The organism is Serratia sp. 1D1416 (assembly GCF_003641105.1).
Taxonomy (GTDB): Bacteria; Pseudomonadota; Gammaproteobacteria; order Enterobacterales; family Enterobacteriaceae; genus Serratia; species Serratia ficaria.
Map to the genome: position 1 here is coordinate 2,134,511 of NZ_CP032738.1, position 23,430 is coordinate 2,157,940.

Sequence of the window (23,430 nt, forward strand, 5' to 3'; positions counted from 1 at the left end):
GGACTGCGTGCAGAAAAGTACCGGCTTTATCGCCAATATCGATATTTGCAAAGAGTACGACGCGCGTTACGCCGCTGATGAGGTGCATTACGAAACCTTCGCCGGGCTGGCGGCGTTCTTCGGCCGCGACATGCAGGTGCACTGGCACGATCGCTTTTTTCAGGTGCACTTTCTGGAGACCGGCAAGATAGAGCTGCAGCTCGACGATCAGCACTATTCGGTGCAGGCGCCGCTGTTTATCCTCACGCCGCCGTCGGTGCCGCATGCGTTCTTCACCGAGCCGGACAGCGACGGCCACGTGCTGACGGTGCGCCAGGAGCTGATCTGGCCGCTGCTGGAGCGGCTGTACCCCGGCAGCAACCTGGCGCTGGACATGCCGGGCATCTGCCTGTCGCTGGCCGACGCGCCGCAGGAGCTGACGGCGCTCAGCCATTACTGGGCGCTGATCCGCCGCGAGTTCAGCCAGGGGTTGGCCGGGCGCGGGCAGACGCTGGCGCTGCTGGCGCAGGCGGTGTTTACCCTGCTGCTGCGCAACACCGCGCTGGAGGACAGCGCCAACAGCGGGGTGCGCGGCGAGCTGAAGCTGTTCCAGCGCTTCAACAAGATGGTGGACGAACGCTTTCGCGAACATCTGCCGGTGCCGGAGTACGCGCAGGCGCTGGGGGTGACCGAATCGCGCCTCAACGACCTGTGCCGGCGCTTCGCCAACCGGCCGCCGAAGCGGCTGATCTTCGACCGGCTGCTGCGCGAGGCCAAGCGCATGCTGCTGTTCAGCGCCTGCACGGTGCATGAAACCGCCTATAGCCTCGGCTTCAAGGATCCGGCCTATTTCGCCCGCTTTTTCAATCGGCTGGAAGGCTGTTCCCCCTCGACCTACCGCGCGGCGCAGCACGCCCTTTCGTAACCGGGATCACAATTCGCAGCGATTGCGGCAGGCTGGCCTGAAAAGTACCGGCGATTGCCGCAAAAGTCTCTTCTCGAAACCGGCATTGGGGGCTTCAATTAAGCAACCAAAAGAAAACATTTTGTTAACAAAAGGCCGCATTCACGGCCGGTAAAATGCCGATTACGAGGAAGACCCGATGAAACCAGAAGACTTTCGTGCCGACAGCAAACGCCCGTTCACCGGCGCCGAGTACCTGAAAAGTTTGCAGGACAGCCGCGAAATCTACATTTACGGCGAACGCGTGAAAGACGTCACCACCCACCCGGCGTTCCGCAACGCGGCGGCTTCGGTGGGCCAGCTGTACGACGCGCTGCACGATCCGGCCAGCCAGGATCGCCTGTGCTGGAATACCGACACCGGCAACGGCGGCTACACCCACAAATTCTTCCGCTACGCCCGCAGCCCGGAAGAGATGCGCCAGCAGCGCGACGCCATCGCCGACTGGTCGCGCCAGAGCTACGGCTGGATGGGACGCACCCCGGACTACAAGGCGGCGTTCGGCTGCGCGCTGGGCGCCTATCCGGAATTCTACGGCCAGTTCGCCGACAACGCCCGCCACTGGTACAAACGCATTCAGGAAACCGGGCTGTACTTCAACCACGCCATCGTCAACCCGCCGATCGATCGCCACAAGCCGGTCAACGAAGTGAAGGACGTCTACATCCAGGTGGAGAAAGAGACCGACGCCGGCATCGTCGTCAGCGGCGCCAAGGTGGTGGCCACCAACTCGGCGCTGACCCACTACAACTTTATCGGCTTCGGCTCGGCGCAGGTGATGGGCGATAACCCGGACTTCGCGTTGATGTTCGTGGCGCCGATGGACGCCGAAGGGGTGAAGCTGATCTCGCGCGCCTCCTATGAACTGGTGGCCGGCGCCACCGGATCGCCGTTCGACTACCCGCTTTCCAGCCGCTTCGACGAGAACGACGCGATCCTGATCATGGATCATGTACTGATCCCCTGGGAAAACGTACTGATCTACCGCGATTTCGACCGTTGCCGCCGCTGGAGCACCCAGGGCGGCTTCGCCCGGCTGTTCCCGCTGCAGGCCTGCGTGCGCCTGGCGGTGAAGATGGACTTCATCACCGCGCTGCTGCAAAAGAGCCTGTCTTGCACCGGGGTGCTGGAGTTCCGCGGCGTGCAGGCCGATCTGGGCGAAGTGGTGGCCTGGCGCAACCTGTTCTGGTCGCTGAGCGACGCGATGTGCGCCGAAGCCACCCAATGGGAAAACGGCGCCTACCTGCCGGATGCCGCCGCGTTGCAGACCTATCGGGTAATGGCGCCGATGGCCTACACCAAGGTGAAGCACATCATCGAGAAGAACGTCACCAGCGGCCTGATCTACCTGCCGTCCAGCGTGCGCGACATGAACAACCCGCAGATCGACAAGTACCTGTCCCGCTACGTGCGCGGATCGGACGGCATGGATCACGTCGAACGCATCAAGATCCTCAAGCTGATGTGGGATGCGATCGGCAGCGAATTCGGCGGCCGCCATGAGCTGTACGAGATCAACTACGCCGGCAGCCAGGATGAGATCCGCCTGCAGTGCCTGCGTCACGCTCAGGGATCCGGCACCATGGATCGGATGATGCAGATGGTCGACAAGTGCCTGGCGGACTACGATCAGCACGGCTGGAAGGTGCCGCACCTGCATAACAATGGCGATATTAATCAGCTGGATAATCTGCTGAAGTAATTCAGGAGGAGGATGGTATGTCTCAGGAAAATGAACAGCGCTTACGCTTTCGCGACGCCATGGCCAGCCTGTCGGCGGCGGTGAATATCGTCACCACCGACGGCCCGGCGGGGCGCTGCGGCATCACCGCCACCGCGGTGTGCTCGGTGACCGATACGCCGCCCACGCTGCTGGTGTGCATCAACCGCAACAGCGCGATGAATCCGGTGTTTGAAGGCAACCGGCGGCTGTGCGTCAACGTGCTGAACCATGAGCAGGAACTGATGGCGCGTCACTTCGCCGGCATGACCGGGGTCAGCATGGAGGAGCGTTTCCGGCTGGAAGAGTGGCAGCGCGGCGCGCTGGGCCAGCCGGTGCTGCGCAATACCCTGGCCAGCCTGGAGGGCGAGATCGAACAGATCCAGATCATCGGCACCCACCAGGTGTATCTGGTGCAGATCAAACAGATCGCGCTGGGCGAAGCCGGCAACGGGCTGATCTACTTCAAGCGCAACTTCCATCCGGTGATCCATCAGATGGCGGCGCTGGCGTAAACGATCGGGGGCGCGGCGCCGCGCCCCTTTGGCTCAACTCTTGTTGGCCGCCAGATCGCCCACCAACCGGTTGACCGGATCGCTCATGTTGGTGAACCTGCTCAGTTCCGAACGCGTAACCACCACGAACACCCCTACGTTTTTCTGCGGGATCATCGCCATATAGGTGATGAAGCCGCCGCCGCCGCCGGTCTTCTGAATAATGCCCGGCAGGCCCTCCTTCGGCGCCATATACACCCAGCCCAGCCCCAGCGCATCCGCCTGTCCCGGCACGTCCATGCCCTTCAGCGACACCAGATCGTTACGCTGGAAATACATGGTCTGCTCGCTGGCGGCGGTGGATTTGCGCGGGCCGCCGACATTGGAGGAGAGGAACTGCTGCATCCAGCGCTGCATGTCGCGCGGGGTGGAGTAAATGCCGCCGCTGCCGGCCGCCGCGGTGGTGTCGCGGCAGGCGCTTGGCCCGGCCGAGGCGACCATCAGGCGCGAGCACTGTTCGGCGCTGGGCGTCAGGGTGGTATCGACCATGCCGAGCGGCGCGGTGATTTTTTCCTTCAGCAGCAGGCTGTAGGGTTTGCCCGCCGCGCGCGACAGCGCATCGGCCAGCAGGTCATAGGCCAGGTTGGAATAAGAGGCCCGCACGCCCGGCGGCACCGTGACGTTGGCGTGTTCCAGCCACTGCCAGCGCTGCGCCTTGGTCGGCCAGGTAAACACCGGCGTCTTCGGCGGCTTTTTGCCCGGCTGTTCGCGCGGCAGCGCGCTGGTATGGGTGGCCAGGTTCAGCAGGGTGATCGGCTGGCGCGAATTATAGGCCGGCACGTAGGCGCCCCTGGGGGCGTACTTGCGCAGCGGATCGGTCAGTTTGACCTGGCCATCCGCCGCCATTTTGACCATCACTTCGCTGGTCATCAGCTTGGTGATCGAGGCGATGCGGATCAGCGAATCCGGGCGCGGGCGCAGGTTGTTGCCCGGGCGGGTGTCGCCAAAGCTGCGGTTCACCACCTGATTGCCGTCGATCACCACCAGCGCCATGCCGGTGGCGCCGCTGTTATAAAAAATGTGTTCGGCATACTGGTCGACGATTTGCGAAGCCAGCTGCGGGGGCGCGGCCATCACGGCCAGCGGCGCGGCGCACAGGCCCAGCGCCAGCAATAAAGCGGGGACAGAGTTCTTCAACGGTCGTTATCCATTTAAAAATGCAGCAGCGAAAGGGCGAAATGCTCCCCTCAGTGTAATGCGCCAGGGCGGTGCCTGCATGTGGAAAAAAGAGCCATTCGGCGAAATTTTTTTGGCGCTTTCCGGCCTAGGGCGCGCGGGTGAAGATGGCGATCACTTCATCCAGGTGCGCCTTCATCGCCTTGCGCGCGCCGCGCACGTCGCGCGCTTCGATCGCCGCCAGGATCGCCCGGTGTTCCAGTTCGGATCGGTGCGGCATATCGTCCGGCGTGTAGTGGCGCTGCAGCACGCGGAACATGCTGCCGTAGCGGTGGCCGAGCAGGTGGCCGATGATGAACGCGTAGGCCGGATTGCCGCTGGCCTGGGCGATGCGGATGTGGAACAGGCGATCGCCGGGGTGGGTGGCGGAGCCCGCGCGGTTATCGCGGCAGTTCTGCTCGTAGGCGGCGCGGATGCCCGCCAGCTCTTCGTCGGTGGCGTGGCGGGCCGCCAGCGCGGCGGTTTCCGGCTCGATCAACAATCGGGTTTGCAGCAGCGAGAACGGCGGCAGCTCGGCGTTGAAATCCAGTTCGATATTCAGCTCATCGTCGATCTCCGCCCACTGATCGCGGCCGGCCTGGGCCATGACCGGCTCCTGCGACGCCGCCGTTTGCGCCCGCACGATCACGCCGTTGCCGACCTTGACGTCCACCAGGCCGATCACTTCCAGGGCGATCAGCGCCTCGCGCACCGAAGCGCGGCTGACCTGCAATTGCTGGGCGAGGTCGCGCTCCGACGGCAGCCGGCTGCCGGGCGGAAATTCGTTATTCTCGATCAGTCGTTTTAGCTGGTCGGCTATCTGTCTGTAAATACGCGGGTTTTCCAGTCGAGTGATCGGCATTTTTTACCTTAGGCTGGTCGATGTTAAGTGATGTTGCGCACAAATATTGCTCAAGCCGCTTGAGTAATGGTTATTCAAGTGTAAAAAATTGGTTAATCGAAATGCTGTTTCAAATGTGTTTCATTAACTTCTCATCCAAACGATAACGCGTAAAGCGTCTTTTGTCATGTTAAAGGCCTGACCTTTAACCGCCTTTAGTGGCCTGACCATTAGACCTTTAACGCCAAGGAGCCAAGATGGATTTAACCGGGAAACGCGTGCTGATCACCGCCGCCGGGCAGGGGATCGGCTTCACCACCGCCAGGCTGTTCGCCGCCGCCGGCGCCGAGGTGATCGCCAGCGATATCGACACCGCGCAGCTGCAGGGCAGCGCCGGCATTCGCGCACTGCAGCTGAACGTCACCGATCCGGCGGCCATCGCCGCGGCGGCGGAAAGCATCGGCCCGATCGACGTGCTGTTCAACTGCGCTGGGGTGGTGCACAGCGGCTCGATCCTCGAGTGCAGCGAGGAACAGTGGGCGTTTGCCCTCGATCTCAACGTCACCGCGATGTACCGCACCATCCGCGCCTTCCTGCCCGGCATGCTGGCGCGCGGCAAGGGCTCGATTATCAACATGTCTTCGGTGGCCTCCAGCATCAAGGGCGTGCCTAACCGCTTCGCCTACGGCGCCAGCAAGGCGGCGGTGATCGGCCTGACGCGCTCGGTGGCGGCGGATTACGTCACTGAGGGCATCCGCTGCAACGCCATCTGCCCGGGTACGGTGGAATCGCCGTCGCTGCGCCAGCGCATCGCTGAGCAGGCGCGCGAGCAGGGCCGCAGCGAGCAGGAGGTGTACCAGGCATTCGTCGCCCGCCAGCCGATCGGCCGTATCGGCACCACCGAAGAGATTGCCCAGCTGGCGCTGTACCTGGCTTCCGACGCCAGCTCCTACACCACCGGCACGGTGCAGATTATCGACGGCGGCTGGAGCAACTGAACCATCCCGTCATTTTTTAGAGAGGAACGCATGAAACTTTTACGCTATGGCCAACCCGGGCAAGAACGCCCCGGCATTCTCGATAATAACGGCCAGATTCGCGATCTTTCGCAGCATGTCGCCGACATCGGCGGCGAAGCGCTGCTGCCTGCCGCGCTCGACACGCTGCGCGCGCTGGATCTCGCCAGCCTGCCGCTGGTGCCTGGCCAGCCGCGGCTGGGGGCCTGCGTCGGCAACATCGGCAAGTTCATCTGCATCGGCCTGAACTACGCCGATCACGCGGCGGAAACCGGCGCGGCGATCCCCAGCGAGCCGGTGGTGTTCAGCAAATGGACCAGCGCGGTGGTCGGGCCGAACGATGCGGTGGAAATCCCGCGCGATTCGCTCAAAACCGACTGGGAAGTGGAACTGGGGGTGATCATCGGCCAGGGCGGGCGCTACATCAGCGAACGGGACGCCATGCGCCACGTCGCCGGTTACTGCGTGATCAACGACGTCTCCGAGCGTGAGTTCCAGATCGAACGCGGCGGCACCTGGGACAAGGGCAAGGGCTGCGATACCTTCGGGCCGACCGGCCCCTGGCTGGTGACCGCCGACGAAATCGCCGATCCGCACCGCCTGAACCTGTGGCTGGAGGTGGACGGCAAGCGCTATCAGGACGGCAATACCAGCACCATGATTTTCCGCATTCCGCAGATCGTCAGCTACCTGAGCCGCTTTATGAGCCTGCAGCCGGGGGATGTGATCTCCACCGGCACGCCGCCGGGCGTCGGCATGGGGCAGAAGCCGCAGCCCGTTTACCTGCGGGCGGGCCAGACGATGCGGCTGGGCATCGAAGGGCTGGGCGAGCAGCGCCAGCAGACCGTACAGGCTTAACCGGGAGCAGCTTGATGACCACCATTACCGCACTGCGGGTTGAAGACATTCGTTTCCCCACCTCGCTGGGGCTGGACGGATCCGACGCCATGAATCCGGATCCCGACTATTCCGCCGCCTACGTGATCCTCGAAACCGATCGCGGCGATCTCAGCGGCCATGGGCTGACGTTCACCATCGGCCGCGGCAACGAGATCTGCTGCGCGGCGATCCGCGCGCTGGAGCAGCAGATCGTCGGCGTGCGGCTGGAAGAGATCGCCGCCGATATGGGCGCCTTCTGGCGGCGCTTCACCAGCGACAGCCAGCTGCGCTGGATCGGGCCGGACAAGGGGGCTATCCACCTGGCCACCGGCGCGGTGATCAACGCGGTCTGGGATCTGTGGGCCAAATCGCTCGGCAAGCCGGTGTGGCGGCTGGTGGCGGACATGACGCCGGAAGAGCTGGTGCGCTGCATCGATTTCCGCTACATCACCGACTGCATCACGCCGCAGGAGGCGCTCAGCCTGTTGCAACAACGGGCCGAAGGCAAGCCGCAGCGTCTGGAACGCCTGCTGGAAGAAGGCTACCCCTGTTACACCACCTCGGCCGGCTGGCTGGGCTACCCGGACGACAAGCTGCGCCGGCTGTGCCAGCAGGCGGTGGACGCCGGTTTTTCCTACCTGAAGCTGAAGGTCGGGCGCGATCTGGAGGATGACATTCGCCGGGTGCGCATCGCCCGCGAGGTGATTGGCCCGGATCGCCGGCTGATGATCGACGCCAATCAGGTGTGGGAAGTCAACGACGCCATCCCCTGGGTCAACCACCTGGCGTTCGCCGAACCCTGGTTTATCGAAGAGCCGACCAGCCCGGACGATATCGAAGGGCACCGCCGCATCCGCGAAGGGGTGCGCCCGGTCAAGGTGGCCACCGGCGAGATGTGCCAGAACCGCATCATGTTCAAGCAGTTCATCATGCGCGGGGCGATCGACGTGGTGCAGATCGACGCCTGCCGCCTGGGCGGGGTTAATGAGGTGCTGGCGGTGATGCTGATGGCGGCCAAGCATCACCTGCCGGTGTGCCCGCACGCCGGCGGCGTCGGGCTGTGCGAGTACGTGCAGCACCTGTCGATGATCGATTTCCTGTGCATCGCCGGCACTCACGACGGCCGGGTGATCGAGTACGTCGATCATCTGCACGAGCACTTTGTCGATCCCTGCGTGATCCGCGGGGCGGCCTATATGCCGCCGAGCCGGCCCGGCTATTCGATCGAGATGCATCCGTCTTCGATCGAACAGTACCGGTTCCGCGGTTGAAGCGGGGGGCGGCCATGTTGCGCATCGACGCTCATCAGCACTATTGGCGCTACCGTCCGCAGGACTATGGGTGGATCGGCGAGCAGATGACCGCGCTGCGGCAGGATTTTGGCCCGGCGCAGCTGCAGCCGCTGCTGCAGCGCCATGGCTTCGACGGCGCGCTGGCGGTGCAGGCGCGCCACAGCGAGCGGGAAACGCTGGAATTGCTGGCGCAGGCGGAGGCGATCGGCGGCCCGAGCGGCGTGGTGGGTTGGCTGGACATCGCCGCGCCGCAGCTGACGCAGCGGCTGGAGGACATCGGGCAGCGCTCCGCGCTGCGCGGGCTGCGGCACCAGGTGCAGGATGAGGCGCAGCCGGCGGAGTGGCTGGCGCGGCCGGCGGTGCAGCGCGGCATGCGAGAGCTGCAGCGCCGGGGTTACGTGTACGAGATGCTGGTGACGCACCGGGATCTGGCGGCCGCGGCGCAGTTCGCCGCCCGCCACGACGATTATTGGCTGGTGCTGGATCATCTCGGCAAGCCGGATATCGCCCGCGGCGCACAGCACTGGGCGCAGCAGATCCGGCCGCTGGCGGCGTTGCCGCACGTGGCCTGCAAGCTGTCCGGGCTGATCACCGAGGCGCCGGGCGGGCAGTGGCGGCCCCGGCAGCTGCTGCCGTTTTTCGAGGCGGCGCTCGAGGCGTTCGGCCCGCAGCGGCTGATGTTCGGTTCCGACTGGCCGGTGTGCCTGCTGGCGGGGGATTACCGCCAGGTTTATCAGCTGTGCGAGCAGGCGATTGCGGCGCTGGGGCCTGCGCAGCAGGCGGCGATTTGGGGCGGCACCGCCTGTCGGGTTTATGGTTTAACGGAGTCTGGTTATGGATCTGTATCTGAAAAATAAAGTGGTGATTGTCACCGGCGGCGGCTCCGGCATCGGCGCGGCGATTTCTCACCTGCTGGCGGAAGAGGGGGCGATCCCGGTGCTGGTCACCAACGCCGAGCCGGACGCGGCGTTTCTCGCCGAGCTGCAGCGGCTGCAGCCCAAGAGCGAAGTGATCCTCACCGAGCTGTGCGAAGAGGCCAGCTGCCGCCAGGCGGTGAGCCGCACGTTGGCGAGCTTCGGCCGCGTCGACGGGCTGGTGAACAACGCCGGGGTCAATGACGGCGTCGGGCTGGAGGCCGGCCGCGAGGCGTTTGTCGGCTCGCTGGAGAAAAACCTGGTGCACTACTACCTGATGGCGCATCTGTGCCAGCAGGCCTTGCAAAGCAGCCGCGGCGCCATCGTCAACATCGCCTCCAAAACGGCGCTCAGCGGCCAGGGCGGTACCAGCGGCTATACCGCCGCCAAGGGCGCGGTGCTGGCGCTGACGCGCGAGTGGGCGGTAGCGCTGCGCCACGATGGCGTGCGGGTGAACGCGGTGGTGCCCGCCGAGGTGATCACCCCGCAGTACCAGCGCTGGATCAACAGCTTCGAACAGCCGCAGCGGCAGCTGGAGGCGATCACCGCGCGCATTCCGCTCGGCCGGCGCATGACCACGCCGCAGGAGATCGCCAATACCGTGGCCTTCCTGCTCTCCGCGCGCTCGTCGCACACCACCGGGCAATGGCTGTCGGTGGACGGCGGTTATCTGCACCTCGATCGGGCCATCACGTGAACGGCCCGGCGGCGGGGCGGCGGCGCTTCTGTCAGGCGCTGGATCTGATCGATTCACCGGCGCTGATCGAGGAATACCAGCGCCATCACCGGCGCATTTGGCCGGCCATCGCCGATCATTTGCGCCGGCACGGCATCCTGGAGATGGAAATTTACCGGCTGGGCACCCGGCTGTTCATGATTGTGGAGGTCGGCGCCGACTTTGACGCCGCGCGTTTTGACGCCGCCAGCCTGAACCATCCCGAGGTACAGCGTTGGGAAGCGCTGATGTGGCAATACCAGGCCGCCACCCCCTGGACGCCGCAGGGCGAAAAATGGGTGGCGATGGAGCGGATATTCTCGTTGCAACAACAATAATCTGAGGATACATCAATGCTTGCTGAAAAAAGTGCGGCCGCAGTGCAGCCGGGCGTCAGTGCGACCGCCAACCTGCGCTGGGCATTTATCCTGGTCACCAGTCTGTTCTTCATGTGGGGGCTGTCTTACGGCCTGCTGGACGTATTAAACAAACACTTTCAGGAAACGCTGCACGTCACCAAGGCGCAGTCGGGGCTGCTGCAGGCGGCCTATTTCGGCGCTTATTTCCTGGTCGCGCTGCCCGCCGGGTATTTTATGGACAAGAAGGGGTACAAGGCGGGCATTCTGGTGGGGCTGTGCCTGTATGCGCTGGGCGCGCTGCTGTTTGTGCCGGCGGCGTCGGCCAACAGCTTCGGCGCGTTTCTGTTCGCGCTGTTTGTCATCGCCTGCGGTTTGGGCTGCCTGGAAACGGCGGCCAACCCCTACGCCACGGTGCTGGGGGACGCGCGGGGCGCCGAGCGCCGGCTCAATCTTTCCCAGTCGTTCAACGGCCTCGGGCAGTTTATCGGCCCGATGATCGGCGGCACCCTGTTCTTCTCCGCCAGCCAGCCGGCCGGCGGCGATCAGGGCATGGTGAAGATGACCTACGTGGCGATCGCCGTGCTGGTGTTACTGATCGCCTTTCTGTTCAGCCGCACCCGGCTGCCGGACATCCGCGAGGAGGAAAAGCCGGTGCACGGCGTTATCGCGCGGGGGCTGTGGCAGCACCCGCATTTCGTCGGCGGGGTGATCACCCAGTTCTTCTACGTGGCCGCGCAGGTCGGGGTGGGGGCGTTCTTTATCAATTACGCCACCGAGCACTGGCGCGACGTTTCCAACCAGAGCGCATCTTACCTGCTGTCGATCGCCATGATCTGCTTTATGGTCGGGCGCTTCTTCAGCACCTGGCTGATGGGGCGCGTTAAGCCCGCCACCCTGCTGATGGTTTATTCGCTGGTCAACATTGCGCTGTGCGGCGTGGTGATGCTGAGCCTCGACGGGGTATCGGTGGTGGCGCTGATCGCGGTGTTCTTCTTTATGTCGATCATGTTCCCGACCATTTTCGCCCTGGGGGTGAAAAACATGGGCAAGCACACCAAACGCGCCAGCTCGTTCATGATTATGGCGATCGTCGGCGGCGCCATCATGCCGTACTTTATGGGGGCGCTGGCCGATCGTTACAGCACCGCGCTGTCTTATCTGCTGCCGCTGCTGTGCTTCGCGGTGGTGTTCGTCTACGGCCTGCGGCAGCGCCGCAGCTGAGCGGCCGGCCCGCCGCTTCAGCCGGCGGCGGGCGGCGCGTTCTGCGCCAGCTGAATGTTGTTGCGGCCGCTGTTTTTAGCCAGATACAGCGCGGCGTCGGCCGCGCCGATCGCCGATTCGACGTCCAGCTTCTCCAGCGCCGAGATGCCGGCGCTGAGCGTGACGGTGGTGGTTTCCAGCTGGTTGAACTGATGGGGGATCTCCAGCGCCAGCACCCGTTGCCGCACCCGCTCGGCTAACCGGGCGGCGTACTCTTCGTCGACGTTGGTCAGCAGCACCAGAAACTCTTCCCCGCCGTAGCGCGCCACGATATCCCGCGAGCGCACCGCGTCGCGAATGGCGACCGCCACCTGCACCAGCGCCCGATCGCCCATCGCATGGCCGTAGTTGTCGTTGTAGGCCTTGAAGCGATCGATATCGAGCAACAGCACGAAATGCCGGCCGGTCTGGGGTTCCGGCAGCATGGTGATCTTGTTCTCCAGCCCGCGGCGGTTATACAGGCCGGTTAACGGATCCAGCATGCTTAAATTATTGAATCTGTCTCTTTCATGGTACAGGTTGGCGACCAGCGTTCGGGTAAAAATCTCGCTGCGTTTCAACATCAAATGATGGATTGAAAAAGCGATAATCGGCAAGACGATGGTGAATAATATCCGCATGGTGTTATGCATGCCGTCCAGTAATAAGATCACCATGGCGGATGGCACCGCATGCAAACAGAAGGCGATGAAATTATCCGTCAAAGCGATGGCGCTGATAAAAAATATGCTGAACAGGCTAATTAATAAAAAACTTTGGTTGTTCGGCGCACAGTATTGGCTCTTGACATAAATATGCGCCGCCCACAGCAGGCCGACCACGATGGCGAACTGGTTGAGCTTTTTAATGTACTGCCGGGGAGATTGCAGGGTAAATAGCAATGCGGCCAAACAAAATATCGGTATGCTTAATAAAGGCAGGGTAAGCGACGGTTTGTTGTTGAACGGGACCAATAGCGTAAATACGGAAGAGGCGGCATTCATCAATAAGAAAAGAAATACTGATAGACGCTGTTTGCTGTTCAGCAATTCCTGATAAGAACGGGCGTTCATACGGAGTTCACTCTTTACCAAATCGATCTGTCGGATAATTAAGGTTGAGAAGTATTCCCTCGGCGTGAAATAGACACCCGAATTGCATGGTTGTTGATTGTGATTATTAACCTGCGAATGAGACTAGGAATTTTCTTATATCAAACTAGCATTTTTTAGCCTTGGTGTCATCTGCGGTTTGGCCGCGGCGGCGAAAATGATGCACGTCGAAAAAAAGTGGTATATGATATTGGTTCTCATTATCACTTGAAGGGTAGGGTTATCATGATTGCAGCCATGATTACCGCGTGTGGCCTGTGGGGCGTCAGCTGGTGCCTGGGCGATCGCCTGGCCAGCGCCTGGGGCGTGCTGTTGCCTTGCGCCCTGATGCCATTGCTGGCGTTGATCGACCTGGACATGATGCAGTTGCGCACGCTGATCGTGATCGCCATGCTGGCGACGCTGGTGATGCTGTTCAACAGCCGCCTGCGCCACTACCTGCTGCTGCCTTCCTGCATGGCGTTAGCGGGCGGTTTGGCGGCCATCAGCCTGAATTTCAACCTCGGCTGAAAACGCAAAAACCACGCTTCGGCGTGTTGGTCATCGTATCGTTGGGGAGTTGCTTCGGGGGGGGCTTGCCGGAGAGGTCATCAATTGGTGCGAAGAGAGGGACTTGAACCCTCACGTCCGTAAGGACACTAACACCTGAAGCTAGCGCGTCTACCAATTCCGCCACCTTCGCACAGTCGATGTTGTTGCTTGTATCCTGATTTATATTACGTCGCCAGCGTGGTGCGAAGAGAGGGACTTGAACCCTCACGTCCGTAAGAACACTAACACCTGAAGCTAGCGCGTCTACCAATTCCGCCACCTTCGCATCGATGCTGCGTGCAATATAAATCATGTGGTTATTTGGTGCGAAGAGAGGGACTTGAACCCTCACGTCCGTAAGGACACTAACACCTGAAGCTAGCGCGTCTACCAATTCCGCCACCTTCGCATACCAGAAACATTACCGGAGTAACGTTACCACGGAGGCGAATTCTAGAGATTTTGGCGGACACGTCAATAGTTATTTCCCCTGTTTGCGGGCGTTTGCTGGAAAAACAGCCATATCGCTGCTTTTGTGAGGCTCAAACAGCCAAATCAGCCAGTCAATCAACACTCTGACCCGCGGCGCAAGGAAGCGGCCGGGCGGATACATGATGTAAATCGGCATCGGCGGAGGCGGCGTTGCCGCCAGCACCTCGACCAAATCCCCCTTTTCCAGCCAGGGCGCCAGCGAATAGCGCGCCGCCTGGATCAGCCCCATGCCGGCGCGGGCGCCGCTGGTATAGGCGTCTGCGCCGCTGACGCTCAGCCGGGCGGGCAGCTCGCGCAGCTCCAGCTTGCCGTCGCGGCAAAACTCCAGCGGATAATCGCGGTTGTTGGCGAGCGAGAAATAGCCCACCGCCCGGTGGCGCTGCAGATGATCGATCGACTGCGGCACGCCGCGTTCCCGCAGGTAGGCCGGGGAGGCGCAGGTCAGCTGCGGCAGTTGGGCGATGCGCCGGGCCACCAGGCTGTCGTCTTCGGTTTCCCAGGCGCGCAGCACGCAGTCCACGCCTTCGCGCAGCAGGTCGACGTGGGTGTCGTTGGCGCCCAGGGCCAGGGTGATGTCCGGATAACGCCGGTAAAAATCATCCAGCGCCGGAATGACTATTTCGCGCGCCAGCGAGTGCGGCATATCGATGCGCACCTTGCCGGAGGGCTGCAGTTTCTGGTGGCTGAACAGCGTATCCGCTTCTTCGAGCGCCCCCAGCAGCTGCACGCAGCGCTGGTAATACAGCGTGCCTTCGTGGGTGACCTGCACCTGACGGGTGGTGCGGATCAGCAGCCGCACGCCGAGGCGCTGCTCCAGCCGCTTCAGGGTATTGCTGACGGTGGCGCGCGGCAGCTGCAGGCGCTCGGCCGCCCGGCTGAAGCTGCCCAGCTCCACGATGCGGGTGAAAATGCGCATGGCCTGAACCTGATCCATTCTCCCCTCCGTATTGTTAGCGATTTTTGAACAGTGATGAGTAATTCGCATTATTTATCTTTGCAGGGTAAACAACCAGACTTTGTTGCGTTATCCATTCACGGCATGAGGGCAACACAATGCAACAGCGTCAATTAGGCTCCAACGGGCCGGTCGTCTCCGCTCTGGGATTAGGCTGCATGGGCATGAGCGACTTCTATTCCACCGGCGCCGACGAACAGGAAGCCATCGCCACCCTGCATCGGGCGCTGGAGCTGGGCGTCACCCTGCTGGATACCGCCGACATGTACGGCCCGCACACCAACGAACGGCTGGTGGGCAAGGCGATCAAGGGCAAACGGCGGCAGGTGTTTCTGGCGACCAAGTTCGGCATCCTGCGCGATCCCGCCGATCCTTCCGCCCGCGGCGTCAGCAGTCGGCCGGAATATATCCGCCGTTCGGTGGAGGGCAGCCTGCAGCGGCTGGGGGTGGATGAAATCGACCTCTATTATCAGCACCGGGTCGACCCGCAGGTGCCGATTGAAGACGTGGTGGGCACCATGGCGGATCTGATCCGCGAAGGGAAGATCCGCCATATCGGGCTGAGCGAAGCCTCGGTCGCCACGCTGGAACGGGCGCACAAGGTGCATCCGATCACCGCGCTGCAGACCGAATATTCGCTGTGGACCCGTGACGCCGAACAGGGCGTTTTGGCGGCCTGCGAACGGCTGGGGATCGGCTTCGTGCCCTACAGCCCGCTGGGGCGCGGCTTCCTGACCGGCGCCATCCAACGGCCGGAGGATCTGGCCGCCGACGATTTCCGCCGCGGCAACCCGCGTTTCCAGGGCGAAAACTTCGCCCGCAACCTGGCGCTGGTGGAAAAGGTGGCGGAGCTGGCGGCGCAGAAGGGCGTCAAGCCTTCGCAGCTGGCGCTGGCCTGGGTGCTGGCGCAGGGCGAACACATCGTGCCGATACCGGGCACCAAGCGCCGCCGCTATCTGGAGGAGAACGTCGCCGCGGCGGCGCTGACGCTGAACGACGCCGAACTGGCGGCGATTGAAGCGGTATTCCCGCTGCAGGCGGCGGCCGGCGAACGTTACGGCGCGGAATCGATGACCTATATCAACGGTTGAAAAAAAGGCGCAGCCTGTGGCCGCGCCCTGTTTTCACCCGCGGACGGGGTTATTTCTTTTTCTTTTTCGGATCGCGCGGCGGGCGGCCGACGGTCGCCTGATACACCTTGAAGCGGCCGTTTTGCGCCAGCACTTCGTGGCTGCCGAAGGTGGCGTCCAGAATGTCCGGGTACGGCAGGAAGGCGTTGGCCACGATGCGCAGGCTGCCGCCGATCGGCAGGTGTTTCAGCGCCCCGCGGATCAGGGTCTCCGCCGCGGTCAGGCTGGTCTGCAGACCGTCATGGAACGGCGGGTTGGAGATGATCATGTCGAAACGGCCGGTAATGTCGGAGTAGACGTTGCTGACGATCACTTCGCCTTCAATGCCGTTGGCGGCCAGGGTGGCGCGGCTGGACTCCACCGCGGCGGCGTTGACGTCGCTCAGGGTCAGCTTCACCTTCGGCGACAGCCTGGACAGCACCGAAGCCATCACGCCGGCGCCGCAGCCGATATCCAGCACTTTGCCCTTCATGTGTTTTTCCAGGGTCGACAGCAGCAGCGAGCTGCCGACGTCCAACCCGTCGCGGCTGAACACGCCCGGCAGGGTTTTCACCGTCAGATCGTGCAGCTGATAACTTTCCCACCAGTCGTCCAGGCTGAATTCGGTCTGCGCATCCACGCGGCCGTGGTACAGGCCGCAGCGGCGCGCGCTGTCGATTTTGACCAACTGGACGTGCCCTTCCAGGGTGGGTTCGGCGCTGCGCACGCCGCTGCGGTTTTCACCGACCACGAACACCTCCGCGCCCACCGGCAGCAGCGCCAGAATGTTGCACAGCTGGAACTGCGCTTCCTGTTTGCTCTTCGGCCAGTAGTAGATCAGCGTATCGCACTCGGCAACGAAGGCGGCGTCTACCGTCAGGCCGAACTGCACATTGTCGCCCATCGCCCGGTTCAGTAACTGCCAGTGATGGTATTGCTGGGTATGGACACGCACATCCGCGGCCTCGAATTGGGCCGGCAGGGCATCCTGCAGGTCGCCGGCGAACAGAACGCGGCGTTCGATAAACTCATCACTGTGGCGCAGCATGACTTCACTGGCGGGGGTTAATGCAGACATCAGGTTTTGGCTCCTAGAAATTAGACCGGGGATTATAGAGCTTTGCGGCGATATGTTCGACGGGTTTATATCCAATGGCTTTGCCGATCCCGCCGTCGCCGGAAAGATGCAGGGGATGTTGGCGCGGGCTGCGCGGGTTTGTTAGCATAGCGCGGCGCATGGCAGGCATGGCGCACCACAACGGGTAGGGATCGGCATGGCATCAAAACGCGACTGGCTGTTACAACAACTGGGTATCACGCAGTGGACATTGCGCCGCCCGGGCGTGTTGCAGGGCGAAGTGGCGGTCAGCCTGCCGCCCGAGGTGCGGTTGCTGGTGGTGGCGCAGGCGCTGCCCGAGCCCAACGACCCGCTGTTTTGCGACGTGCTGCGCAGCCTGGGGCTGACGCCGGCGCAAACCTACGGCCTGACGCCGGAGCAGGTGGCGATGCTGCCTGAAGAAACCGAATGCAACAGTTGGCGGCTGGGCGTCGCGGAGCCGCTTGCGGTGGCCGGCGCGCAGCTACACAGCCCGGCGCTGGCCGAGCTTTCTCAAGATGCGGGGGCCAAACGCGCCCTCTGGCAGCAGATTTGTCATCATGAACAGTATTTCTACCCTGACAGCGGCCGACCTGGCCACGGCCTTCAAGATTGAACGGGCCAGCCATGCCTTTCCCTGGACGGAGGCCACCTTCGCCAGCAACCAGGGCGATCGCTACCTCAACCTGAAACTGAACGCCGACGGGCAGATGGCGGGCTTCGCCATCACGCAGATCGTGCTGGATGAAGCCACGCTGTTCAACATCGCCATTCATCCGGACTGGCAGCGCCGGGGCTTTGGCCGCACCTTGCTGAACGCGCTGATCGCGCAGCTGGAGAGCCGCGGCGTGGTGACGCTGTGGCTGGAAGTGCGCGCTTCCAACGGCGCGGCGATCGCGCTGTACGAAGATCTCGGCTTCAACGAAGTGACCCTGCGCCGCAATTACTACCCGAGCGCCAACGGCCGCGAAGACGCGATCGTGATGGCGCTGCCGCTGGCGTAGCCGCCGCGCTGCCTTTATCTTCCTCGCCGGGAAAACCATTGATTGTCACCGGTTGGCAAATCAGCGAAAATGCCCGGCTATTATCTTTTATTTACCGCTTTGCCTGGCGCCGCTACGGCGCGTTCTGATGATGTCGCAGGGCGGACTAACCGTAGAACCTGAAAACATGTCTCCTAGTGAATTTGCCCGCGAGGTCTCGAAAAGAAGAACCTTCGCCATCATCTCGCACCCCGATGCCGGTAAAACCACCATTACCGAAAAAGTGTTGCTGTTCGGACAGGCGATCCAGACCGCCGGTACGGTAAAAGGCCGTGGCTCAAGCCAGCACGCCAAATCCGACTGGATGGAAATGGAGAAGCAGCGCGGGATCTCGATCACCACCTCGGTGATGCAGTTCCCGTACCGCGACAGCCTGGTCAACCTGCTGGATACCCCGGGGCACGAAGACTTCTCCGAGGATACCTACCGCACCCTGACCGCCGTCGACTGCTGTCTGATGGTGATCGACGCCGCCAAGGGCGTTGAGGATCGTACCCGCAAGCTGATGGAAGTGACCCGTCTGCGCGACACGCCGATCCTGACCTTCATGAACAAGCTGGACCGCGATATCCGCGATCCGATGGAAGTGATGGACGAAGTCGAGCGCGAGCTGAAGATCGCCTGCTCGCCGATCACCTGGCCAATCGGCTGCGGCAAGCTGTTTAAAGGGGTTTATCATCTGTACAAGGATGAAACCTACCTGTATCAGACCGGTAAAGGCCACACCATCCAGGAAGTGCGCATCGTCAAAGGCCTGGACAACCCGGAGCTGGATGCCGCCGTGGGCGAAGATCTGGCGGCGCAGCTGCGCGAAGAGCTGGAGCTGGTGCAGGGCGCGTCGCACGAATTCGATCGGGAAGCCTTCCTGAGCGGCGATCTGACGCCGGTGTTCTTCGGCACCGCGCTGGGCAACTTCGGCGTGGATCACATGCTGGACGGCCTGGTGGCCTGGGCGCCTGCGCCGATGCCGCGTAAAACCGACACCCGTGAAGTGACCGCCTCTGAAGAGAAATTCACCGGCTTCGTGTTCAAGATCCAGGCCAATATGGATCCCAAGCACCGTGACCGCGTGGCCTTTATGCGCGTGGTGTCCGGCCGTTACGAAAAAGGCATGAAGCTGCGCCAGGTGCGCACCGGCAAAGACGTGGTGATTTCCGACGCGCTGACCTTTATGGCCGGCGACCGTTCGCACGTGGAAGAAGCTTACCCGGGCGACATCATCGGTCTGCACAACCACGGCACCATTCAGATCGGCGACACCTTCACCCAGGGCGAAGACATGAAGTTCACCGGCATTCCGAACTTTGCCCCTGAGCTGTTCCGCCGCATTCGCCTGCGCGATCCGCTGAAGCAAAAACAGCTGCTGAAAGGCCTGGTGCAGCTGTCTGAAGAGGGCGCGGTGCAGGTGTTCCGCCCGATCGCCAACAACGATCTGATCGTTGGCGCGGTCGGCGTGCTGCAGTTCGACGTGGTGGTGGCGCGACTGAAGAGCGAATACAACGTGGAAGCGCTGTATGAGTCGGTCAACGTGTCGACCGCGCGCTGGGTCGAGTGCAGCGACGTGAAAAAATTCGAAGAGTTCAAGCGCAAAAACGAGCTGAACCTGGCGTTGGACGGCGGGGACAATCTGTCCTACATCGCGCCGACCATGGTTAACCTCAACCTGACGCAGGATCGTTATCCGGAAGTGGTGTTCCGCAAAACGCGCGAACACTAAGGCTAGCGCGGGGCGCCTCAGGGCGCCCTGTTTTCATCCCGCTAATTAATTAACCCCTCTCACCTGTCTTCCCCTGTCTTGCCGTCGCCTGGCGGCGCCCGGCATCGGCTGCAATTTTCGCCCTATGGTCTATATTTAACAGGGTACGTCGCGCAGACTAAGATTAAATCACTGCTATTTTTTAATTACTCAGCAAGTTATTCGGTCGTGTTGTCAATCGGCGACAGATTGTTTCCTTTAAAATCAAAGAGATAACAAAATCACTGCGCAGAGGGGAAATGACTGTCGTCAATCGGCGACGGTTTTTAGCCTGAATAATGTGCGAATTTTATTTTTGTATTGATTTTTAAAGTTTTTTTTAGATTGGCACAGGCATTGCAATAGTCTTGGCGTGAACGTTTTATTGTATAGAAATCGTGAAGTGTTTACCGAATGGGCCGCGTTATGGCGGCTGCAGGAGCCCAGCCTGTTTGGGCTTCACAACAAAAGGAAGAGATCGATGAAAAATACTAAATTTGCACAATCGCTGATGGCTGTCGTTTTGGGTTCCGTTCTGGTGAGCGGCAGCGCGCTGGCTGAAGACGGCTTGCTCAACAAAGCATCAAGCGCCGCTGATAGTGCGGGTGCCAAAATCGATAGCTCCATGAAAAAAGTCGACGGCTACATGGATGACAGCGCAACAACGGCTAAAGTTAAAAGTGCCCTGGTCGATGATAACACCATCAAAAGCACCGACATTTCGGTGAAAACCGAACAAGGCGTGGTTACCCTGAGCGGTTTCGTCGGCAGCCAGGCGCAGGCCGAGCACGCGGTTGAAGTGGCCGGCAAAGTGGAAGGCGTCAAGTCCGTCAGCGACAAGCTGCACGTGAAAGACGAAGCCAAGCAGTCCGTGAAGGCGTATGCGGGCGATACCGCGACCACCAGCGAACTGAAAGCCAAACTGCTGGCCGATGACATCGTGCCTTCACGCAACGTGAAAGTGGAAACCACCGACGGCGTGGTGCAGCTTTCCGGCGAAGTGAAAACTCAGGCGCAGTCCGAGCGTGCGGAAAGCATCGCCAAAGCGATCGACGGCGTGAAAAGCGTGAAGAACGATCTGGCGGTGAAGCCTTAATATTGGCCGGTATGCGCAACGACAAGCACTAAATTCCGGGTCGGCCCTGCGCCGGCCCGGAATGCACCACCAAAAAAAGAACTGACCCGCAGCCCGTTGCCGCCCTGTGAAGGGCGCAGGTTGCGATGTGTTTTTTCACTATGGTAAGGAGAGGCTTATGTTTCGTTGGGGCATTATCTTTTTAGTTATCGCACTGATCGCGGCGGCATTGGGGTTCGGTACGCTGGCGGGGACCGCCGCCTGGGCCGCGAAAATCGTGTTCGTCGTGGGTATCATCCTGTTCCTGGTCAGCCTGTTTACCGGCCGCCGACGTCCTTAGCTTTCCTTCAAAGTGTAACAAAGCTTAATTCCTTTTCCCGCAGTAGGGAGGCAAGTCATGAACAGCGACATCATTCTCGGACGCTGGAAACAGCTGAAAGGCCAGGTATGGCAGGCATGGGCGGAGTGGTCCGGCAGTGATTGCGCCTGGCTGACCGGCAGCAATGACTTCCTCTCTGGCGTACTGCAAGAGGATTACGGAAGAGAGCAAGACGCGGTATCCTCGGAGAAAACGTCTCACTGAGGAAGCAGCGTTGGGATACAGAATACCCATCACGCTCGGCAATATAGAACCGCTGGCGTATAAACCTTACCGGCCCGGCAAGATGGCGCTGGTATGTGAAGGGGGCGGGCAGCGCGGGATATTTACCGCCGGCGTGCTGGACGAGTTCCAGCGAGCCCGCTTTAACCCCTTCGATCTGATGATCGGCACCTCCGCCGGCGCGCAAAATCTGTCGGCTTACGTCTGCGGGCAGATGGGCTATGCGCGGCGGGTGATCACCCGCTACACCACCTCGGCCCAATTCTTTAACCCGCTGCGCTTCGTGCGCGGCGGGCACCTGATCGATCTCGACTGGCTGGTCGACATTACCTCGCAGCAGCTGCCGCTGGCGATGGACGTGGCGGAAAAGCAGCTGATCGACGGGCGTGAATTCTTGATGTGCGCCTGCCGCAGCGACGACTTCGCACCGACCTACCTGCCGGCGCAGCGCGACAGCTGGCTGCCGGCCATCAAGGCTTCCAGCGCCATTCCCGGCTTTTACCGCCTCGGGGTGGAGCTGGACGGCGTCAGCTATCAGGACGGCGGCATCAGCGATGCGATCCCGGTCGAAGAGGCCTATCGCCGCGGCGCCGACACCATCGTGGTGATCCGCACCGTGCCCTCGCAGATGTACTATACGCCGCAGTGGATGAAGCGCATGGAGCACTGGCTGAGCGAGAGCAGCCTGCAGCAGATGGTGCGCATCCTGCAGCATCACGAGCAAAGCTACCACCGCATCCAGCAGTTTATCGAGAAGCCGCCGGGCAAGCTGCGCATCTTCGAAATATTCCCGCCGAAGCCGCTGGCCAGCAACGCGTTGGGCAGCCGGCTGACCTCGCTCAACCAGGATTACCACCTGGGGCGCCGCTGCGGCCGCTACTTCCTGGCGACCGTCGGCCACTGGCTGCTGGAGCAGGAAAAACTGGACGGCATGAAGGTGAAAAAGGCGCTGTCGCGTCGGCTGATCCAACCGGAAAATGTCAGGATGCCTTCGCCGATCGTCACCGATATCAACCTGCCGCACGATCTTGCCGCGCAGCCGGAAGCCAATCTGGCGGCGCCGAAAATCATCCTGCCGGGCGATCTGCCGCCGGGGGAAGGGGGCGCCCTGTGAACCGCGAGTTTACCGACACCCATTGCCATTTCGACTTCCCGCCGTTTAGCGGGCGGGAGGCCGAAAGCCTGGCGTTGGCCGCGCAGGCCGGGGTGCGGAAAATTATCGTGCCGACGGTCACCGCCGAGCGGTTTGCGCGGGTGCTGACGCTGGCGCAGGATCATCCGCCGCTGTTCGCCGCGCTGGGCCTGCACCCGCTGTATATCGCCCAGCATGGTGAACCGCAGCTGGAACAGCTGGCGGCGCTGCTGGCCAGCCGACCGCCCAAGCTGGTGGCGGTGGGGGAGATAGGCCTCGACCTGTATATGGAAAACCCGCAGTTCGAGCGCCAGTGGGGGCTGTTGCAGGCCCAGCTGAAGCTGGCGAAGCAGCATGACCTGCCGGTGATCCTGCATTCCCGCCGCACGCACGATCGGCTGGCGGCGTTGTTGCGCCAGGCGCAGCTGCCGCGCCGCGGCGTGGTGCACGGCTTCGCCGGCAGCCTGTCGCAGGCGCAGGCGTTCGTTCGTTTGGGCTATCGCATCGGCGTGGGCGGCACCATCAGCTACCCGCGGGCGCAGAAAACCCGCGGGGTGATGGCGCAGCTGCCGTTGAGCGCGCTGCTGCTGGAAACCGACGCGCCGGACATGCCGTTGGCCGGCTATCAGGGGCAGCCGAACCGCCCCGAACGCGCGGCGGAAGTGTTTCAGGTATTGTGCGGCCTGCGGCCCGAACCGGCCGACGAGATAGCCGACGCTTTGCAACGCAATGCCCAGGCGTTGTTCGATTTCCCCGTCTAAACCCCCTCATAATGTGATGCAGGTCACGTTATAAGATTTTCATTTGCTTCCTGTTGTATGCATTTGTGACATAAATCGGGGCGGGTGAGCGCTCGCTCAGTATAATCGCGCCCGTATAACGCCTTTCAGCAGACCTCTCGCAATGAGCAGGGATGCATTTC

General features: G+C 62.0%; 25 protein-coding genes and 3 tRNA genes. 20 read left to right on the top strand and 8 right to left on the bottom strand.

What is annotated here, in order from left to right; genetic code table 11:
* The first annotated feature begins 7 nt into the window (after window positions 1-7).
* From hpaA to hpaC, 3 genes are all read left to right on the top strand, one after another.
* Window positions 8-904: a 4-hydroxyphenylacetate catabolism regulatory protein HpaA gene (gene hpaA / locus D7I37_RS10095; protein ID WP_061794848.1), complete on the top strand. Its 897-nt coding sequence runs from the start codon at window positions 8-10 to the stop codon at window positions 902-904.
* Window positions 905-1,082: 178 nt separating this feature from the next.
* Window positions 1,083-2,645: a 4-hydroxyphenylacetate 3-monooxygenase, oxygenase component gene (gene hpaB / locus D7I37_RS10100; protein WP_061794849.1), complete on the top strand. Its 1,563-nt coding sequence runs from the start codon at window positions 1,083-1,085 to the stop codon at window positions 2,643-2,645.
* Between the two features lie 17 nt (window positions 2,646-2,662).
* Entirely contained in the window at window positions 2,663-3,178 is a 516-nt protein-coding gene (gene hpaC, locus D7I37_RS10105; RefSeq protein WP_061794850.1) for a 4-hydroxyphenylacetate 3-monooxygenase, reductase component, read from the top strand.
* A gap of 33 nt (window positions 3,179-3,211) precedes the next feature.
* Here hpaC and ampH read toward each other — a convergent pair whose 3' ends face one another.
* Together ampH and D7I37_RS10115 are read right to left on the bottom strand one after the other, a co-directional pair.
* Entirely contained in the window at window positions 3,212-4,354 is a 1,143-nt protein-coding gene (gene ampH, locus D7I37_RS10110) for a D-alanyl-D-alanine-carboxypeptidase/endopeptidase AmpH (RefSeq protein WP_095095672.1), read from the bottom strand.
* A gap of 127 nt (window positions 4,355-4,481) precedes the next feature.
* Window positions 4,482-5,234, bottom strand: coding sequence for a FadR/GntR family transcriptional regulator (locus D7I37_RS10115; protein WP_061794852.1), 753 nt, complete (start codon window positions 5,232-5,234; stop codon window positions 4,482-4,484).
* A gap of 236 nt (window positions 5,235-5,470) precedes the next feature.
* Between D7I37_RS10115 and D7I37_RS10120 the strand changes: the two genes are divergently transcribed.
* The 7 genes from D7I37_RS10120 to fucP are packed head-to-tail and all read left to right on the top strand — an operon-like array spanning window position 5,471 to window position 11,609.
* Entirely contained in the window at window positions 5,471-6,211 is a 741-nt protein-coding gene (locus D7I37_RS10120; RefSeq protein WP_061794853.1) for an SDR family oxidoreductase, read from the top strand.
* Window positions 6,212-6,241: 30 nt separating this feature from the next.
* Complete coding sequence (locus D7I37_RS10125; RefSeq protein ID WP_061794854.1) at window positions 6,242-7,087, top strand: fumarylacetoacetate hydrolase family protein; 846 nt, start codon at window positions 6,242-6,244, stop codon at window positions 7,085-7,087.
* 14 nt (window positions 7,088-7,101) lie between these two features.
* Window positions 7,102-8,379 carry an L-fuconate dehydratase gene (locus tag D7I37_RS10130; RefSeq protein WP_061794855.1) on the top strand — a complete coding sequence of 426 codons (1,278 nt, stop codon included), beginning with the start codon at window positions 7,102-7,104 and terminating at the stop codon, window positions 8,377-8,379.
* A gap of 14 nt (window positions 8,380-8,393) precedes the next feature.
* Entirely contained in the window at window positions 8,394-9,257 is an 864-nt protein-coding gene (locus tag D7I37_RS10135; RefSeq protein WP_061794864.1) for an amidohydrolase, read from the top strand.
* Window positions 9,235-10,011, top strand: a complete 777-nt coding sequence (locus D7I37_RS10140) for an SDR family oxidoreductase (protein WP_061794856.1) — start codon at window positions 9,235-9,237, stop codon at window positions 10,009-10,011. Before D7I37_RS10135 ends, D7I37_RS10140 begins: the two co-directional genes overlap by 23 nt.
* Window positions 9,960-10,367 (top strand): L-rhamnose mutarotase, encoded by a 408-nt coding sequence (locus D7I37_RS10145; RefSeq protein WP_370671104.1) that lies wholly within the window; start codon window positions 9,960-9,962, stop codon window positions 10,365-10,367. Before D7I37_RS10140 ends, D7I37_RS10145 begins: the two co-directional genes overlap by 52 nt.
* A 15-nt stretch (window positions 10,368-10,382) precedes the next feature.
* A complete protein-coding gene (gene fucP / locus D7I37_RS10150; protein ID WP_061794858.1) occupies window positions 10,383-11,609 on the top strand; it encodes an L-fucose:H+ symporter permease in 1,227 nt (408 codons plus the stop codon).
* Between the two features lie 17 nt (window positions 11,610-11,626).
* On the opposite strand, the gene D7I37_RS10155 is transcribed toward fucP, so the two are convergent.
* Window positions 11,627-12,700 carry a diguanylate cyclase gene (locus D7I37_RS10155; protein WP_061794859.1) on the bottom strand — a complete coding sequence of 358 codons (1,074 nt, stop codon included), beginning with the start codon at window positions 12,698-12,700 and terminating at the stop codon, window positions 11,627-11,629.
* A 264-nt stretch (window positions 12,701-12,964) separates the two neighbouring features.
* Here D7I37_RS10155 and D7I37_RS10160 point away from each other — a divergent pair, with 264 nt between their 5' ends.
* Window positions 12,965-13,249, top strand: a complete 285-nt coding sequence (locus D7I37_RS10160; RefSeq protein WP_061794860.1) for a DUF1435 domain-containing protein — start codon at window positions 12,965-12,967, stop codon at window positions 13,247-13,249.
* 85 nt (window positions 13,250-13,334) lie between these two features.
* Here the strand turns inward: D7I37_RS10160 and D7I37_RS10165 are convergent.
* From D7I37_RS10165 to D7I37_RS10180, 4 genes are all read right to left on the bottom strand, one after another.
* Window positions 13,335-13,421, bottom strand: a tRNA-Leu gene (locus D7I37_RS10165).
* A 48-nt stretch (window positions 13,422-13,469) separates the two neighbouring features.
* Window positions 13,470-13,556: transfer RNA gene (locus tag D7I37_RS10170), tRNA-Leu, on the bottom strand.
* A gap of 36 nt (window positions 13,557-13,592) precedes the next feature.
* Window positions 13,593-13,679: transfer RNA gene (locus D7I37_RS10175), tRNA-Leu, on the bottom strand.
* A 72-nt stretch (window positions 13,680-13,751) separates the two neighbouring features.
* A complete protein-coding gene (locus tag D7I37_RS10180; RefSeq protein ID WP_061794865.1) occupies window positions 13,752-14,696 on the bottom strand; it encodes a LysR family transcriptional regulator in 945 nt (314 codons plus the stop codon).
* A gap of 119 nt (window positions 14,697-14,815) precedes the next feature.
* On the opposite strand from D7I37_RS10180, the gene D7I37_RS10185 reads away from it, so the two are divergent.
* Window positions 14,816-15,808 carry an aldo/keto reductase gene (locus D7I37_RS10185; protein ID WP_061794866.1) on the top strand — a complete coding sequence of 331 codons (993 nt, stop codon included), beginning with the start codon at window positions 14,816-14,818 and terminating at the stop codon, window positions 15,806-15,808.
* Between the two features lie 49 nt (window positions 15,809-15,857).
* Here D7I37_RS10185 and rsmC read toward each other — a convergent pair whose 3' ends face one another.
* Window positions 15,858-16,904, bottom strand: a complete 1,047-nt coding sequence (gene rsmC / locus D7I37_RS10190; RefSeq protein WP_061794867.1) for a 16S rRNA (guanine(1207)-N(2))-methyltransferase RsmC — start codon at window positions 16,902-16,904, stop codon at window positions 15,858-15,860.
* 196 nt (window positions 16,905-17,100) lie between these two features.
* Between rsmC and D7I37_RS10195 the strand changes: the two genes are divergently transcribed.
* From D7I37_RS10195 to D7I37_RS10230, 8 genes are all read left to right on the top strand, one after another.
* Window positions 17,101-17,538 (top strand): DNA polymerase III subunit psi, encoded by a 438-nt coding sequence (locus D7I37_RS10195; protein WP_095095686.1) that lies wholly within the window; start codon window positions 17,101-17,103, stop codon window positions 17,536-17,538.
* Window positions 17,483-17,926, top strand: a complete 444-nt coding sequence (gene rimI, locus D7I37_RS10200; RefSeq protein WP_061794869.1) for a ribosomal protein S18-alanine N-acetyltransferase — start codon at window positions 17,483-17,485, stop codon at window positions 17,924-17,926. The genes D7I37_RS10195 and rimI overlap by 56 nt, the downstream gene beginning before the upstream one ends.
* 166 nt (window positions 17,927-18,092) lie before the next feature.
* Window positions 18,093-19,682 (top strand): peptide chain release factor 3, encoded by a 1,590-nt coding sequence (gene prfC / locus D7I37_RS10205; RefSeq protein WP_061794870.1) that lies wholly within the window; start codon window positions 18,093-18,095, stop codon window positions 19,680-19,682.
* 499 nt (window positions 19,683-20,181) lie between these two features.
* The gene (osmY, locus tag D7I37_RS10210; protein WP_061794871.1) at window positions 20,182-20,796 is read left to right on the top strand and encodes a molecular chaperone OsmY; all 615 of its coding nucleotides are present in this window, start codon (window positions 20,182-20,184) and stop codon (window positions 20,794-20,796) included.
* Between the two features lie 157 nt (window positions 20,797-20,953).
* Window positions 20,954-21,115 (top strand): DUF1328 domain-containing protein, encoded by a 162-nt coding sequence (locus D7I37_RS10215; RefSeq protein ID WP_004955572.1) that lies wholly within the window; start codon window positions 20,954-20,956, stop codon window positions 21,113-21,115.
* A 57-nt stretch (window positions 21,116-21,172) separates the two neighbouring features.
* Window positions 21,173-21,358 carry a hypothetical protein gene (locus D7I37_RS10220; RefSeq protein ID WP_061794872.1) on the top strand — a complete coding sequence of 62 codons (186 nt, stop codon included), beginning with the start codon at window positions 21,173-21,175 and terminating at the stop codon, window positions 21,356-21,358.
* A gap of 10 nt (window positions 21,359-21,368) precedes the next feature.
* Window positions 21,369-22,490, top strand: a complete 1,122-nt coding sequence (locus D7I37_RS10225) for a patatin family protein (protein ID WP_061794873.1) — start codon at window positions 21,369-21,371, stop codon at window positions 22,488-22,490.
* Window positions 22,487-23,269, top strand: a complete 783-nt coding sequence (locus D7I37_RS10230; protein WP_061794874.1) for a TatD family hydrolase — start codon at window positions 22,487-22,489, stop codon at window positions 23,267-23,269. The genes D7I37_RS10225 and D7I37_RS10230 overlap by 4 nt, the downstream gene beginning before the upstream one ends.
* The last annotated feature ends 161 nt before the right edge of the window (window positions 23,270-23,430 follow it).